Raw genomic sequence first — 15,258 nt, forward strand, 5'->3', positions numbered from 1 at the left:
GTCTGTTACTGTGCTGCTGATTGTTCGGCATTAACGGTAAGACGTGCAACCTGGTTAGTTCTGATAAAGCGGCTCAGATCGACAGGTTTTCCTTGATACTGGATCTGTACCGCTGCCGGAGCGCCGATTTTAAGTTTATACGGTGCCTGACCGGTTAGGTTTAACGTGCCATCTTTACGCTGCAGGCCGCTGAACAGTTTTTTACCTGTTGCGTCAGTGACTTCTAACCAGCAGTCAGCAGTGAAATTCATCACCAGCGCGTTAGGGTCAACCGCGGGCGTTGCGACACCGGCCTGATCGGTCGGCAGGGGGGCAGCGGTGTTCGCCGCCGGTGCGTTCGTTGCGGTATCCACAGAAGCCTGAGAAGGTGCAACCACCGCGTTTTGATCCTGCGCTGGAGCCTGCGTCTGAGGCGCTGGCGTGTTAGCCGTTGCCGCTGGGGTCTGCGCAGCGTCGGTAGCTGGCGTATCGGTCGTCGCGGTTTGTGGTTCGCTGGTCGTTGCCGCGCTTTCGGTGCTCAGTGGAACGCTCTGCGCGTTACCGTTTCCGGCCTGGTTAAGTTCGGCGGAGGATTGATCGGCCATCGTGGTGATCTCTTCCTGCTGCGCCTTGTGGTTTTGCCACCACCATGCGCCGGTCAGACCGACCACCACAAACAGCACCAGCCAGGTGAAGCTCATCAGCCAGCCATCACGTTTTTTACGACGTTTGCCCAAAGAGAAGCTCTGCATCGGTGCAACTTTGGCTGCACGAACCGGTGCCTGCTTCTCCATCATTGGCAGTAATTCGTCTTCGGGGATGTGCACCAGTTTTGCGTAAGAGCGGATATACCCGCGCAAGAATGTTGAAGCCAGATCGGCAGGTGCCTTATCTTCTTCAATATCGCGAACCGTGGAAACCTTCAGGCACAAGCGTTCTGCAACGGCTTGCTGGCTGAGTCCGAGTTGTTCACGGGCGTTGCGAAGACGAACGCCAGTGGAGAGTGCTTCATGTTGGTCGTGAGTGGCTTCAGTATTCATTCGCTACAACTACTGGTACGTGAAAAATAAGGGTTCAGGTGCCGGTGAGTCACAATGCCACCCGCACCGCGAAACTTCTGGTCAGTTAACCTTGAACAGTCAGTATAAGACTGTCAGCCCGGAGATGACAGTGCGCCCTGCCCGTGAAGCTAAACTGTTGTTACGTCGTTACATACTGCCCGAAAGTCGTATGAAACGCACCGTAATTATTACTCAGTCATCACGAATCTGACTGATTATTCAGTAAGATTATGCTTCACGGCGCAATAATGCGCCGTGATTGCATAATAATCAAACAGCTTTGACCGCAATCGTCTCGCCCTGCATGCGTTTACGCAGGGTACGTTTGGTTCGGTCAATCACATCACCCGCCAGCTGACCGCATGCGGCATCGATATCATCACCACGGGTTTTACGCACGATGGTGGTGAAACCGTACTCCATCAACACCTTCGAGAAACGGTCGATACGGCTGTTCGAGCTGCGGCCATACGGCGCTCCCGGGAACGGGTTCCATGGGATCAGGTTAATTTTGCACGGCGTATCTTTCAGCAGTGCAGCCAGTTCATGCGCATGCTCGGTACCGTCGTTCACGTGGTCGAGCATCACGTACTCGATGGTTACGCGGCCCTGGTTGGCGTTGGATTTTTCCAGGTAGCGACGCACCGCCGCAAGGAAGGTTTCGATATTGTACTTTTTGTTGATCGGCACAATTTCGTCGCGGATTTCATCGTTTGGCGCATGCAGAGAGATGGCCAGCGCCACATCAATCATGTCGCCCAGCTTATCCAGAGCCGGAACCACGCCTGATGTAGAGAGCGTCACGCGACGTTTGGAGAGGCCAAAACCGAAATCGTCCAGCATGATTTCCATTGCCGGAACCACGTTAGTCAGGTTCAGCAGCGGTTCACCCATCCCCATCATCACCACGTTGGTAATTGGGCGGGTTCCGGTCACTTTCGCCGCGCCAACGATTTTCGCGGCACGCCAGACCTGGCCAATGATTTCCGATACACGCAGGTTACGGTTAAAACCTTGCTGCGCGGTTGAGCAGAATTTGCACTCCAGCGCACAGCCAACCTGAGAAGAGACGCACAGCGTGGCGCGATCGTCTTCCGGGATATACACGGTTTCAACACGCTGATCGCCAACGGCAATCGCCCATTTGATGGTGCCATCTGAAGAGCGTTGTTCTTCCACCACTTCCGGTGCGCGGATTTCAGCCACTTCTTTGAGCTTGTTGCGCAGCACTTTGTTGATGTCAGTCATGTCATCAAAGTTGTCGCTGCAATAGTGGTACATCCATTTCATGACCTGATCGGCACGAAACGGCTTCTCGCCCAACTCTTTAAAGAACTCGCGCATCTGCTGACGGTTCAGATCCAGCAGGTTAATTTTTCCATTTTTATTTGGAACCGCAGGCGTGGCGACTTCGGAGGTATTCACTAATTCAGACATAATATTTTCCGGCCTCGTTGTTACACGTTATGGCCCATGGAGGGTTGAAAAGAAACGCCCCGGAAAGCGTTCTGCTCGTCCGGGGCGTTGCATTGTACAAAGTCTGGCGCAGGGATGCCACGTTTGCACGTGGCATTTACGAAAATAATGTGTAAACGAAACCGTTAAATTAACGGGTACGTGGACACACTTCGCCTTCTGCGAAGAAGAAAGCGATTTCGCGCGCTGCAGATTCAACAGAGTCAGAACCGTGGGTGCCGTTCTCGGTGAAGCTGTCAGCGTAGTCAGCGCGCAGCGTACCTGCCAGCGCGTTATCCGGGTTGGTTGCACCCAGCAGGTCACGGTGACGCTGTACCGCATTTTCGCCTTCCAGCACGGATACCACGATCGGGCCAGAGGTCATGAACTCAACCAGACCGTCAAAGAATGGGCGACCTTCATGCTCAGCGTAGAAACCGCGAGCCTGCTCAACGGTCAGATGCAGCATTTTGGTGCCAACGATCTTAAACCCTGCTGATTCAAAGCGAGCGAAGATGCTGCCAATAACGTTTTTTGCCACCGCGTTTGGTTTGATGATGGAAAAAGTACGTTCAATAGCCATTGATAACCTCTGTAAAATGTTCTGTTGTTTTTGCATACCTGAGTATGGTGTGGCGCGGATTATAAAGAGCAATAGCGCCATTGCCTATGGTTATACATAACATTTTTTTAAAATGAGACGAAGATTAGCAACAGGACAGATTTCGCATCCCGTAGTGATGGTGGAAACAGAGCGGGCACCGCTTTTCTTCAGGCGTAAATGACCAGAACCGACGGCGGCACGTCTGGCAAATGGCCTCATATGCGGGCATGGTTACCGTTTTCGCTATTCCCTCTGTTTGTGTCACTTTTATCGCCGCATGCTGGCAAACCGCTTCACAACCACCGCAACCGGTGCAATATTCGGTTTCCACCCTCAGACTGGCGTTCTCAAAACGAATCGCCTTTTCCTGACAGCTTCGCCAGCACGCCCCGCACAGCACGCACTTTCCGGCGTCGAGAGCGATCTCTGCCTCGCTAAACGCGGGAAAAGCCCTTCGCAACTCACGCAGGCCGGGCATGACGCGACAGGCACGAACATCCTCGCGGGGAACGTGCATTAGCGCACGGCGGACGAGATTCACCTCGTTGTGCGGGATGAGCTTAAATGCCCACGCCGCTTCACCGCGTCGGCGAAGCGTAAGATTAAGCCGGGCAAGCGCCAGCAGCCAGTCAGGATGGTGCTCCACCTCAATACTGATAAAACGAACGCGGTATTGCGCGTGCCACAGTAGCAGCTCATTCACTCCAGGTGCGCGTTCCGTAAACGGCCCGACAAGCGCATCTCCACGCAAAAAGCGTTTTCGCGGTACGATGCCGGTAATGGCTCCGGCTGGGCAGACAAACAGGCAGTCACCGCATTCAATACAACGGCTGTCATCAATCAGAACGCCCGAGTCCGTAAAAGAGAACGCCTGCACAGGGCAAGCGTCCGCACAGGCGTGGCAGGAGGCATGGCGGAAACGGCGACGAACGCACGCATGCGTCACGTCCATCGCCGGGATAAGCGTTAATCCGTCCATCAGCCAATACTGAAGAAAACGAAGCGCAGCATTAGCTCACCCACAATCAGTAATGCGCTGCCCAGCAGCACCGGGCCTCGCGCGGCCTTCAGACCGCCCGCGGCAAAACACAGCATGCCCACAACGGAAACGCACCAGCTCAGCAGATGCACCGTGCGCAGTTGCTCCAGCATCCGTAACGGAGCGTGAGGGAATGTCACCACGGTGTTGTCCATGGCTGTAATGTCGGCCAGCCAGACGGGCTGCATCACCAGACGCACAAGCACCAGCAGCGTAATAATCACAACCGCCGCGCGCAGGTTAATCCGGGAAGGCGCCCCAACGGCCACGCAGGCTGAGCCAATGATTCCCACCGAGCCGATGAACAGCACCAGCGTGTTGATGTGCTGCCAGGTGACAACCGACGTATGGATATAAATCTGCGCCATGCAGAACACGTCCACCAGCCCGACAAGCCCCGCCACCGCCAGAAGCGGCTTCCAGCCTGGTTTTTTCGCGAACATCAGCAGCGTCGCAAGACCAAGCGCCGCAAGGTAAAGGCTGGCAAATACAATCTCACGGCTCAGCCAGGAGCTGGATACGTGGCGCAGCGCGTTGAGAGCATTGAGCGGGTAGCCCATATGCAGCGTCGAGGCGAGCAGCCCCAGGCAGGCCAGCACGAATGCCCCGGCAGCAGGCAGCAGCGCGTTACGCGGCAAAGCCTGCGCGCCTCCGAGCGCCAGCCAGAGCGTAACGCCTACCGATCCCTGAAGGAACAGGGTAAAAATCAGCAACGGTAACTCATGCATGACGTGTCCCCTCTTTCTCTGCGCCCTGATGTGCTTTGATCACCAGGTTCGGTTTGGTGATGGAGGAATCAGGCAATCCCTTCACGTCACAGACCACACCGTATTTCGCCCGAAGTTCATCAATCGGCCCGAATTTGATCGCTTCAAGGGGACAGGTTGCCACGCAGACAGGCTGTTCGCCTTTCGCCTGCAGATCCACGCAAAAATCGCATTTGGACATCTGCCCGGTCTGCTCGTTGAGCTGCGGCGCGCCATAGGGGCATGACCACGCACAATATCCACAGCCGACGCACTTATCCGTATCGACGCGCACGATGCCGTCACCCGGACGCTTATGCATCGCGGTGGTCGGGCAGTTTTTGGTGCAGACAGGATCCGCACAGTGGTTGCAGGAGACAGAAAGTGTGTAGGCAAAAACGTTATTGCTGACGCCGCCCTGGCCGGTTGGGATGAAATTCCCGCCGTTGATTTCGTACACGCGACGGAAACGACGCCCGGGTTCAAGGTTGTTTTTATCTTTGCACGCCACCTGGCAGGCCTTGCAGCCCGAGCAGCGGGATGAGTCGATATAGAAGCCCAGCTGTTTGTCGCTCACCGGCGCGTAGTGTTTAAACTGACTCATGCTTTTGCGACCTCCACCAGCATGGTTTGATGAGAATTCCCTTTCGCAAGTGCGGTAATGCGGGCGGAGCTGAGCACGTTCGCGCAGCCACCTTTATCAATGCCCCGCTCGTCCGGCTGCCACCAGGCGCCAGCCTGCATGGCAACAACGCCAGGAATGATGCGCGGCGTGACTTCGGCCGGGATTTCACATATCCCCCGTGCATTGTGAATACGCACGGTATCTCCCTGCGCAATACCGCGTTTTTGCGCGTCTTGTGGGTTAATCCATAACTTTTGCTGCTGAACCTCAATCAGCCATGGGTTGGCATACTGAATGGAGTTGGCGCGGTTTTTCCCCTTCCAGGTAATGAGCTGTAGCAGGAACGTCTTCGCCAGTTCATCCTCCGGTCCTTCATGGGCTGGCACGTAATGCGACAGCGCAGGGATTTCCGGGTGATGCATGTCGTAAAGACGCTTCGAGAAGATCTCAATTTTTCCGGAGGGCGTCGGGAAGGGATGATTTTGCGGGTCGCGAATATTGTCCTCAAAAGCGACATACGGTGCGCTTTTGAAGAGATGTTGCCGCGTCTTTTGCAACGTCGCGAAGTCAGGCAAGTTTTCCTCTGGCATCGCCAGGCGTGTCTGCTCCCATATGTGTTCAATCCACGCCTTTTCATCCCGCCCCTGGCTGAAGGCCGGTTCGATACCCAGCTTAGCGGCTACTTCGCGCAGCCAGTCATAGTCTGAACGGCGTTCAAATTCGGGTTTGATCAGCTTTTCCGACAGGATCAGATAGCTTGCGGTCCCCCATGTTTCACCGATATTCCAGCGTTCCATAAAGCTGGTTTCCGGCAACAGAAGATCGGCATAGCGGGCGCTCGGCGTCATGAAGAGATCGCTTGCCACGATGAACTGAATTTTCGACTCGTCTTCCAGTACCCGTGTCGCCTGATGCAGATCGGGGTTCTGGTTAGCAAGATAGTTACCCGCCAGAGAAAACAGAATGCGGATATTACTGTCGAGCTTTTCAGCATCCTTCAGGCCGACATCCGGTGTGACCTGTGAGACATCGTCAGCGGCCTGAACCCAGTTCATCACCGATATTTTTGCTTTGACCGGGTTATCCGGCATGTCAGGACCGACCGCAAATTTCCGGTTGGCACAACCACCATATCCTGCAGCCCACCCACCTTTTACGCCAACATTGCCCGTCAGCGTTGCCAGCAGCGTAGAGCCACGCGCGGTGCGTTCGCCGCAGTTGTGGCGCTGTGGACCCCAGCCCTGAATTAACGCGGCAGGTTTTGTTGTGGCATAGTCGCGTGCCAGCTGCCGGATGGTCTGCGCTGGCACATGGGTAATTTGCTCTGCCCATTCGGGAGTTTTCACCACTCCATCTTTCGCACCGGTCAGATAGGCGACAAGAGACTCGTTGGCGGGCACACCTTCAGGCATTGAGGCTTCATCGAAGCCCAGCGTATAGCGCTGAATAAATTCGCGATCGTGCAGGTTTTCCGTGACGATAACGTACATCATCGCGTCCATCAGCGCGTTATCGGTCGTCGGTAATAAGGGGATCCATTGATCGGCAAGGGATGAAACGGTATCTGAGTAGCGTGGATCAACCACGATAAAACGCGTGCCGTTTTGCTTCATCCTCTGGAAATAGTAGTTGCTGTGACCAAAAATGGTCTCCGTTGGGTTATGACCCCAGAGGATCACCAGCCGGGTATCCTGCAGTGTATCCAGCGAACTGCCGCTGGCGGCGGTGCCGTAGGTGTAAGGCGTCGCGGCAGCTGTATTGCCCATACTGACCGAATGATAGCTTTCAAGGTATCCGCCGGTTAAGTTGAGCAAACGACGGACCATCTTATCCCCGGAAAAGGTGCCCCCGGAAACCGCCGTACCCACATGAACATAGCGCGAGGCTGCGCCATATTGTTGCGTGATCGTTTTTAACCGTTCGGCAATAAGCGTGGTAGCTTCATCCCACGAAATACGTTCAAATTTTCCTTCACCGCGCTTACCCACGCGTTTCATCGGATATTTTAAACGGTCAGGATGGTAAACAAATTTCCGGTAAGCCCGGCCACGAACGCAGGCGCGCATCACCGGCATTTGCGGATCCAGCTCATTATCCGGGCGCGTAGAAATTCGGGTCACCACGCCATCGTTGACGTGGGCCCGAATATCACACTTCCCCCCGCAGTCAAATGTGCTGCAGGTCTGAATAATGTTTTCCGCAGGCTCGTCTTGTGCGGCGGTGCCTTCACTCGCTTCTGCTTTGCCAACGCGGGCGACAAACGGCAGGGCAGCAAGCGCCGACCCGGCCTGAATAAACTGACGTCGGGATACAGCGGGTAAAAGGCCGTCTCCCTGGCTTTTTATTTTTGTCATTGCTCATTCCTTCAAATAAAAACGCATTCTCGTTTTTTCGCAGGAACGAACATTGATTATTATCAAGCTAATTAATAGGGAGTAGGGGTTAGCGGCTTAATTCAAAATTAAGCGTAGCCAATTTCCCGGCCTCATCCATTGCAACTAATTGATATTTACCGGGCAAAGATAACTGCATTGAAAAATTCCGATTTTTATGTTCAAGAGGCTCGCCATTTAAAAACCACCATCGCTGCCCTTCTCCCCCGCTGGTCGTGACGGAAATTGTCACATTGTCCTCACCCGGAAGACGTTTAATGACCGCCCCCTCTCTGACACCCGAAATCATTAGCGGTGCCGCATTGTTATCATCCAGCGGTGGACAAACCGTTGAAGGTGCCGGAAGACGTGCCGCTCTTTTTTCCGCTGCCGGTAGCCAGGGCTCCAAGGGTAGCGGCCAGACGTCCAGCACTTTCTCTGTGGCATCCGGGCAATCTGCCGCCACGCGTTTGCCGGTTTTATCCAGCCAGATCGGGAAACGGATCCCGCGGATGCCCTCCTGCTCCGGCAGCAACAGCGTCGGCGGCTCACTCCCTTCCAGCAGCCAGGTCGACAGGCGTCGACGGCAGTTTTCACTGCCCTCCGGCAACGATTGTCCACCAGGCCAGCAGATCACGCCTCGCCCGACGCTTTCCGGGCGCGGATCGCGTGGCAGGCGCGCTTCGTCTATCGTTGAGCGCGACTGAAGCAGGTTATTCACCTGATTTAACAGCGGCACGGCACTGGCAAAACCAAACTGTCCCGCCACGGGCGTGCCGTCCGGCCTTCCTGTCCAGATGCCAATCACGTAACGCGCATTCAGGCCAATGGCCCAGGCATCGCGATAGCCGTAGCTGGTGCCCGTTTTCCATGCCAGCGGTGTAACCTGCGGCAGTGCGTTATCCGGTAACGGTTGGGCTTCATTCGCCAGAATACGGCGAATAATCCAGGCCGAGCCGGGTGACAACAGCGGACGTTCAACCAGCGCATCACCTGGCTGTAAGCGCAGCCTTCCCGCTTTACCGTGGCGGGCAAAAGCGCTGTAGGCAGCAGTAATATCTGCCAGCCGCGCTCCCGCCCCGCCCAGGATTAACGACAGATTTGGCTGCGCCCCCGCAGGCAAAATAAGCGGCAACCCTGCGTTGCTGAGCATGCCGGCAAAACGCTTAGGCCCGTACGCCTCCAGCACCTGCACGGCAGGAAGGTTAAGGGAGCGCACCAGCGCTTCGCTCATGCTCACCGGCCCATGGAATCCGCTGTCAAAGTTGCCGGGACGATAATCACCGGTTTTCCTGGGGACATCCTGAAGCAGCGAAGCGGGATGGATCAATCCATCGTCGAGCGCCATACCGTAGATAAAAGGTTTAAGTACCGATCCCGGGGATCGGATCGCATTCACCATATCCACATGGCTGAAGCGGGTGTCATCGTTAATATCCACCGAACCGACCCAGCCGCGCACTTTCATATTGGTATGATCCACGACGATCATCGCCAGTGAACTGCGCGCCGGCAGGCGGGATTTCCAGTTCATTGCCAGCTCTTCCAGCTGCCGTTGTAAGGCGGCATCCAGAGTGGTGACAATTTTGGTATCACGGCTTTTTCCCAGCATCATGCGTGCGAAGAGCGGCGCCAGCTGGGGCATCTGCCGGGGAGCCAGCCATACCGGCTCTTCACGGGATTCGTTAACCTGTCGGGCTGACCAGACGCCCTGCGTTACCATCCGGTCGAGCACTTTGTTGCGCGCCGCTTCCGCCCGCGCCGGCCAGCGGTCCGGGCGTAAACGGCTGGGGGCCTGAGGTAGCACCGCCAGCAGGGCCGCTTCGGAATAGCTGAGCTGTGATGGCGGTTTACCCAGATAGGTCCAGCTTGCAGCACCTATTCCCTGGAGCGTCCCGCCAAACGGGGCGCGGTTAAGGTAGAGGGTGAGGATCTCGCGCTTGGAGAGGTGCCATTCAAGCTGCATCGCCCGCCAGAGTTGCCGAATTTTACCGCCAAAGGTGCGCGGATGCGGATCCAGCAGACGCGCAACCTGCATGGTCAGCGTGCTACCGCCGGAGACTACCTTACCGGACGTCAGATCCTGCCAGGCGGCGCGCAGCACAGAGAAAGGATTCACGCCTGGATGCTCCCAGAACCAGCGATCTTCATACTGGATCAGGGCCTCAAGATAGCGAGGAGAGACCTCTTCAATCGTGACCGGATAACGCCAGATCCCTTCGCTGTCGGCAAAACGCCAGAGCGGCGTGCCCTTCTCATCCACCACCACCCGGGCGGGGTTAACCTCTTTCAGCGGCAACGGCCAGAGGCGGTCGGCGGCGACAATCAGCCCCCATAAAATGAGAAGCGCCCCCGCCAGCCACAGCCAGCGGGAGCGTATCAGACGTGCAACTGACATATTACGGTACAACAATCAGCGGGCCACTGGCCGCACCCGTTGCCCGCCACTGCGGAACATACATGGACTCCACCAGCGGCACCGGTACCTGGTACGTTCCCGGCGTCACGGCGCGCGCCAGATAAACCAGCGTAACCGGCTGCCCTTCGTTTACCGGCACTGCGGCCACAAAGCGGTCGTCGCGGAACTCCATATGCTGAATATCCGCCTGCTGCATCTGGCTAAGCAGGTTCTGCACTTCGCTGCCGCTGTCCTGCAGGCTGGCGCTGCTGCTTGCCAGGTTCTGGTTCTCCAGCTCCAGACCCGCCGGGAGGAGATCCACCACCAGCGCATCCGGCACGTTCTGGCTGGCCTTCACTTCCAGCCATACCAGCACCAGCTCACCGCTCTTCAGCGAAGAGAGCGATTTCGAACTGCCGTCAGTTGCCAGAATATGGCGTTCAATCTGCAAAACATTCGAGGATGGCTGAGGGGCTGAGTCCGGGTAACCGGTGCTATCCAGACGCACCCAAAGCGGTGCCGTGCCGGTGTTGGTCACCTGCAGCGCACCAAGCTGATCGCCATTCATATTCTGCACCAGCGCCTTGTCACCGCTCAATACGCTACCCGAGAGTGAGGTTTCCGCCTGCCATGCTCCGGACAGAGTTTGTAGCGAACGTCCGGCCAGGAACAGCGCGTTACTCTCCTGCGTAGACAGCCAGCGCTGGCTGAAGGCCTGTTCAGACAGGGCATTCAGCAGCGTATTTTGCGCATCCGGCAGCAGCTTGTATTCCTCCAGAAGGGAGAGCATCAGCGCGTTATCACGAAGCGCGCTACCGTAATCCGCCATCCAGTTTCTGCTGTCGTTGCGCGGCGTTTTGAGGGCCAGATCCAGCGCCTGCTGGCTGCGCGGGGCATCACCCATCAGTTTGAGTGCCATACCGAGCTGCATCAGCGGCAGACCGGAAGCCGCCTGCCCGTGACGATCCCAGATTTCACGCAACGCACCCAGCGGGGCTTTTTGCTGGCGCGCCAGTACCAGTGCGGCATAGGCCTGCACGGCAAATTTGCTGGCCTGAGTATTGTCGCTGTAGCGGATGGACATCATGCCCGGATCCTGCAGGTAGCGGAGCAGTCGGCTATTGGCATTATTGACCGCATCCGTCGGCACGCTGTAGCCCTGCTCACCGGCACGCACCAGGAAGTCAGTGACATAGGCAGTCAGCCAGTACTCTTCCGGACCGTTTTTATCCCAGAGCGCAAAACCACCGTCATCACGCTGCATCTGCAGCAGGCGGGAGATGCCAATATCAATGGCAGCACGACGTTTGTCGTCCGTGTCGCCTTTAATGCCAAGCGCCTTCAGCTGTGACGCGTTGGTATAGAGCGACGGGAACAGGCCACTAGTGGTTTGTTCAAGACAGCCATAAGGATATGCCTGCAGCTCACGGATATAGCGCGCCAGATTAAGCGGCGGTTTGCCGCTAAGCAGCAGTTGTCCCTGCAATGTAGCGGGAGAGAAGCCGTTGATATGCTGCCCTGGCGCAGTCCAGGACTCACCCGGGTTCAGCATGGCCCCGGTATTCACCGTCTGAGCCGGGAACGCAGGACGGACGCCGATTTTCCAGCTCTTCTGCTGCGGAGCGAAGGTCTCGCCAGGCAGCTGAAGTCCTGTTACCTGCGCCGTCACTTCGCCGTCACCGTAACCTTCCAGTGCACGCACCGGAATAAACAGCGTGCTGCGCGCACCCGGTGGCAGTTTGACAGGCTGCGGCTGTGCCCCTTCCAGCGACAGCTTGCCGGTCGTGGTTAAGGCCACATTTAGCGTTTGCGGCTGATCGGTCAGGTTAGTGAGATCCAGCGTCAACCGTGAGGTATCGCCGCTTGCCAGGAAGCGCGGTGTATTAAGCTCGGTAATGACCGGCGCGGCCACAATCACTTTGCTTTCGCTGCTGCCGAAATCCTCTTCCGTCCAGGCCTGCGCCATCAGACGCAGCTCACCGTTGAAGTCTCCAATTGGCAGGGTGATGGCCCCTTCACCATTCGCATCAAGCGTCACAGGCTGTGCCTGCTGGGCGATAATGGTGACATGGTTCACCGGCGGCTTACCGCCGCGTTTAAGCTCATCGCCGTCACCACCAAAACGCAGCGCGGCCATACGTCCCTGGCCTTCAATCACCTGGCCGTAGATATCGTAGATATCCGCGCCATAGCGCTTCTGACCAAAGAAGGCCTGCCACGGATCCGGCGTGACGTAATCGGTAATGTTCAGCACGCCGCTGTCCACCGCGGAGACCAGCACGTTCACTTTCTGTGGTACCGGGCCCTCTTTCACGCTGGCTTTTACTTTCACGGAAAGCGTCTGGTTAGGGCGCATTTTCTGCGGGTTATCCAGCGCGATATTCAGACGGCGATTTTCATCCCCCATCGGCAGATGCAGCAGGCCAACCGCCCGCTTCGGCGTGGCGGATTTGGATTTATCGCCAGGGCGAACCACCAGCGTGCTGAGATAGAGGTCGTGGCGTTTCCAGGCTTTGTCTACCGGAATAGCGAGATCCAGTCCGTTGGCCGGGACGTCGATCTCTTTCCACCACAGTGGCCCTTCGCTGGATTCGATCATCGCATAGCCTTTACCTGCGGCAGGTGCGGCGATATGCAACTGGATGGTGTCACCCGGCTGGTAAGAAGGCTTATCCAGTTTCAGGGTCACGCGGTCGGGGCGCGCGGCTCCCGTGCCGTCACTGTTATCCTGCCAGCTGTACCCGGCCCAGAAACGTACGCTGCTGACCATGTCATCAGGCGCTTTCACTTCCAGACGATAGGAGCCCCACTCTACCGGGAACGTCACTTTGCCCGTTTCATCGGCCTTGAGGGTCAGTTCCTGCTCGCCTTCAATGAGATCTTTTTGATCAAACTGGGACTGCCAGCCATCGCTTTCTGACCAGTTCCAGTAGTAGTCGCGGCGTTCGCGGATCAGGCGCACCTGTAACCCGGAAACAGCCTTTTTCGCCCCACTGGCATCGGCATAGACAATGTCGAAACTGGCGTTGCCGTTTTCATCGACGATAGGCTGGTTAACAGTGGTATCGGTGCGGTAATCATACACCGCCTTGCTGGCGAACTGAGGACGAATACCCGGTAATTCGGCTGCTGGCCAGATAGCCTGTTCAGCACGACGCGTCACCGGACGACCGCCTGATTCCAGCAGGCTGGCCTGCAGGATCAGTTGAAGCGGAGAGTGCACCTCTTTCCACTGACTTTCCGTAGAGACCTGCCCACGCCCCTGTTCATCAAGCGTAAGCTGCACTTCATCCAGGCTGCGACTCAGGTTGTCTTCGGCGATATCGCCAAACTGGAAGCCAGGCAGCGCCGGAACCGCTTCACGCAGTGGACGCAAAAAAAGCTGCCCCTGCAGGGCATTACCGTTGGCCGGTGCGCCGTACAGGTAATATCCCACCACGTTAAAGTCGACGTTATCCTGCGGTGAAACCGGCATTTTTTGTCCGCTCAGATTCAGCGCCATACGCTCTGGCATAAAATCTTCGACATGGAAGTCCCACAGACGCTGCTGGTTATCGCCCGTATTGGCGCGTATATGCCACATGCCGGTTTGCGCCCCGCTGTCCAGCGGATAGTTAAAGCGATAGAGACCGTTCTCCGGCTGGACGACGACGGAACGCGCTACCTGCCCGTCCGGGCGAAGCACATCCAGCTTCACCGGCTGCGCGGGCAGCGGTTTACCGTCGCTGTCGCGCAGTAAGCCGTTCAGGATCACCGTTTCGCCTGGGCGATAGAGGTCACGCGGGCCAAACATAAAGAATTGTTTGCTGTAGCCCGGGCTACCAGCAATGTCGAACTCCGCCAGATCGAGCGCCGGCAGCTTGAGGTCAAGCAGCGTAGTCTGGCCATCTTTACTGGCAAGGATCAGCGCGGCTTCTTTGTCAGTTTCGAGCTTTGCATGGCCGTCAGCATCGCTGTTCGCCTCAGCCAGGGTCTGCCCTTTATCGTTTAACAGCGTGACGGTTACACCGGATTGCGCCGCACCGTTTTCCAGGCTCTGGGTGAAGATATCGAGACGGTTATGATAACGGTGAGCGGACAGCCCAATATCGCTTAAGGTGAAGAGCGTGGCGGCATTGCTGTAGTTGTAGTGCCCTGCCTGATTCATCACTGCGATATAGACGCCCGACTGCTGGAGCGGCTTGATATCTTTCAGCGGCAGCAGCAGTTTTTCACGCGTGTTGCGTGCCGGGTTAAGATCGAAACGACCGGTATAAACCAACTCTGCCATCTTCAGCAGATTGTCAGATTCCCAGTTGGTCAGCGAGTTACGGTATTCCCACTGGCTGACGAATGAAGCCAGCGACTCCGGTTTCACGCGATAGAAGTTCACGTCCACGTTATTGACGTTGAGCGCCATGACCGGCAAGCCTTCCACGACTTTCCCCGGCAGCAGTGACCCGCGGCTGGCGAAGCCGACCGTCGGCTCGACATCCCGGGTGGTCAGGGCTTTTTCGTAGTCGATGCCAAAAGTCGCTTTGTTTAACGCCTGCAGATCGCGTTCCACGGTGACGACCAGATTGCGGTTAGGCTCCAGATGGCGCAGACGAAGCTCTTTCAGGTTCGGCGCCAGTTCCCACGCCCCGTCAACCTTGCCGCTTTTCTTATCCACGACATGCACGGTTTTCGAGAAATCCTGATCCGGATTCAGTGGAACAGAGAATGTCAGCACCAGCGTGGCGGCGCCGTCCAGCTGCACTTCAGAGGCATCAAGCAGAGTGAGCGCTTTGCCCTGACTTTGTGCCGCCAGTTTTGCCAGCTTGTCAGCGTCTGGCTTTTCCGCCGCTTTTGGTGTGGTTGCTGTAGATGCCGCGGGAGCCGCAGCCTGAGGTTTATCGTCGCTGTTATCACAGCCGACAAGCGTAAACGTGGTGAGCAGCGCAAGAGAGAGCGCGGCTAAGCGAAACGGTTTCATCCTTTGTCCCTGGCCCATGGAGCCT

The 15,258-nt window shown here is 56.8% G+C and carries 9 protein-coding genes; all 9 read right to left on the minus strand.

What is annotated here, in order from left to right; translation table 11 throughout:
• Positions 1-5: 5 nt before the first annotated feature.
• The 9 genes from rodZ to PUZ33_RS16315 all read right to left on the minus strand — a co-directional run bounded on the left by rodZ (position 6) and on the right by PUZ33_RS16315 (position 15,233).
• Complete coding sequence (gene rodZ, locus PUZ33_RS16275; protein WP_058680670.1) at positions 6-1,019, minus strand: cytoskeleton protein RodZ; 1,014 nt, start codon at positions 1,017-1,019, stop codon at positions 6-8.
• Between the two features lie 291 nt (positions 1,020-1,310).
• Entirely contained in the window at positions 1,311-2,477 is a 1,167-nt protein-coding gene (locus PUZ33_RS16280) for a bifunctional tRNA (adenosine(37)-C2)-methyltransferase TrmG/ribosomal RNA large subunit methyltransferase RlmN (RefSeq protein ID WP_013098279.1), read from the minus strand.
• A 169-nt stretch (positions 2,478-2,646) separates the two neighbouring features.
• Positions 2,647-3,078 carry a nucleoside-diphosphate kinase gene (gene ndk, locus PUZ33_RS16285; RefSeq protein ID WP_003860625.1) on the minus strand — a complete coding sequence of 144 codons (432 nt, stop codon included), beginning with the start codon at positions 3,076-3,078 and terminating at the stop codon, positions 2,647-2,649.
• A 124-nt stretch (positions 3,079-3,202) separates the two neighbouring features.
• Positions 3,203-4,078 (minus strand): 4Fe-4S binding protein, encoded by an 876-nt coding sequence (locus tag PUZ33_RS16290; protein WP_058680669.1) that lies wholly within the window; start codon positions 4,076-4,078, stop codon positions 3,203-3,205.
• Positions 4,078-4,866: a dimethyl sulfoxide reductase anchor subunit family protein gene (locus tag PUZ33_RS16295; protein WP_062676708.1), complete on the minus strand. Its 789-nt coding sequence runs from the start codon at positions 4,864-4,866 to the stop codon at positions 4,078-4,080. Before PUZ33_RS16295 ends, PUZ33_RS16290 begins: the two co-directional genes overlap by 1 nt.
• Entirely contained in the window at positions 4,859-5,488 is a 630-nt protein-coding gene (locus tag PUZ33_RS16300) for a DMSO/selenate family reductase complex B subunit (protein ID WP_013098282.1), read from the minus strand. The genes PUZ33_RS16295 and PUZ33_RS16300 overlap by 8 nt, the downstream gene beginning before the upstream one ends.
• Complete coding sequence (locus PUZ33_RS16305) at positions 5,485-7,863, minus strand: DMSO/selenate family reductase complex A subunit (RefSeq protein ID WP_252107592.1); 2,379 nt, start codon at positions 7,861-7,863, stop codon at positions 5,485-5,487. Before PUZ33_RS16305 ends, PUZ33_RS16300 begins: the two co-directional genes overlap by 4 nt.
• Positions 7,864-7,951: 88 nt before the next feature.
• Positions 7,952-10,279, minus strand: coding sequence for a peptidoglycan glycosyltransferase PbpC (gene pbpC / locus PUZ33_RS16310; protein ID WP_058680662.1), 2,328 nt, complete (start codon positions 10,277-10,279; stop codon positions 7,952-7,954).
• A gap of 1 nt (position 10,280) precedes the next feature.
• Positions 10,281-15,233: an alpha-2-macroglobulin family protein gene (locus PUZ33_RS16315; protein WP_058680660.1), complete on the minus strand. Its 4,953-nt coding sequence runs from the start codon at positions 15,231-15,233 to the stop codon at positions 10,281-10,283.
• Positions 15,234-15,258: the final 25 nt, after the last annotated feature.

The organism is Enterobacter cloacae complex sp. 2022EL-00981 (assembly GCF_028737495.1).
Taxonomy (GTDB): Bacteria; Pseudomonadota; Gammaproteobacteria; order Enterobacterales; family Enterobacteriaceae; genus Enterobacter; species Enterobacter cloacae.

Bases quoted from the DNA above. Each gene is read 5' to 3' on its own strand.
- rodZ (WP_058680670.1), bottom strand. From the start codon at position 1,019: ATGAATACTGAAGCCACTCACGACCAACATGAAGCACTCTCCACTGGC.
- PUZ33_RS16280 (WP_013098279.1), bottom strand. From the start codon at position 2,477: ATGTCTGAATTAGTGAATACCTCCGAAGTCGCCACGCCTGCGGTTCCA.
- ndk (WP_003860625.1), bottom strand. From the start codon at position 3,078: ATGGCTATTGAACGTACTTTTTCCATCATCAAACCAAACGCGGTGGCA.
- PUZ33_RS16290 (WP_058680669.1), bottom strand. From the start codon at position 4,078: ATGGACGGATTAACGCTTATCCCGGCGATGGACGTGACGCATGCGTGC.
- PUZ33_RS16295 (WP_062676708.1), bottom strand. From the start codon at position 4,866: ATGCATGAGTTACCGTTGCTGATTTTTACCCTGTTCCTTCAGGGATCG.
- PUZ33_RS16300 (WP_013098282.1), bottom strand. From the start codon at position 5,488: ATGAGTCAGTTTAAACACTACGCGCCGGTGAGCGACAAACAGCTGGGC.
- PUZ33_RS16305 (WP_252107592.1), bottom strand. From the start codon at position 7,863: ATGACAAAAATAAAAAGCCAGGGAGACGGCCTTTTACCCGCTGTATCC.
- pbpC (WP_058680662.1), bottom strand. From the start codon at position 10,279: ATGTCAGTTGCACGTCTGATACGCTCCCGCTGGCTGTGGCTGGCGGGG.
- PUZ33_RS16315 (WP_058680660.1), bottom strand. From the start codon at position 15,233: ATGAAACCGTTTCGCTTAGCCGCGCTCTCTCTTGCGCTGCTCACCACG.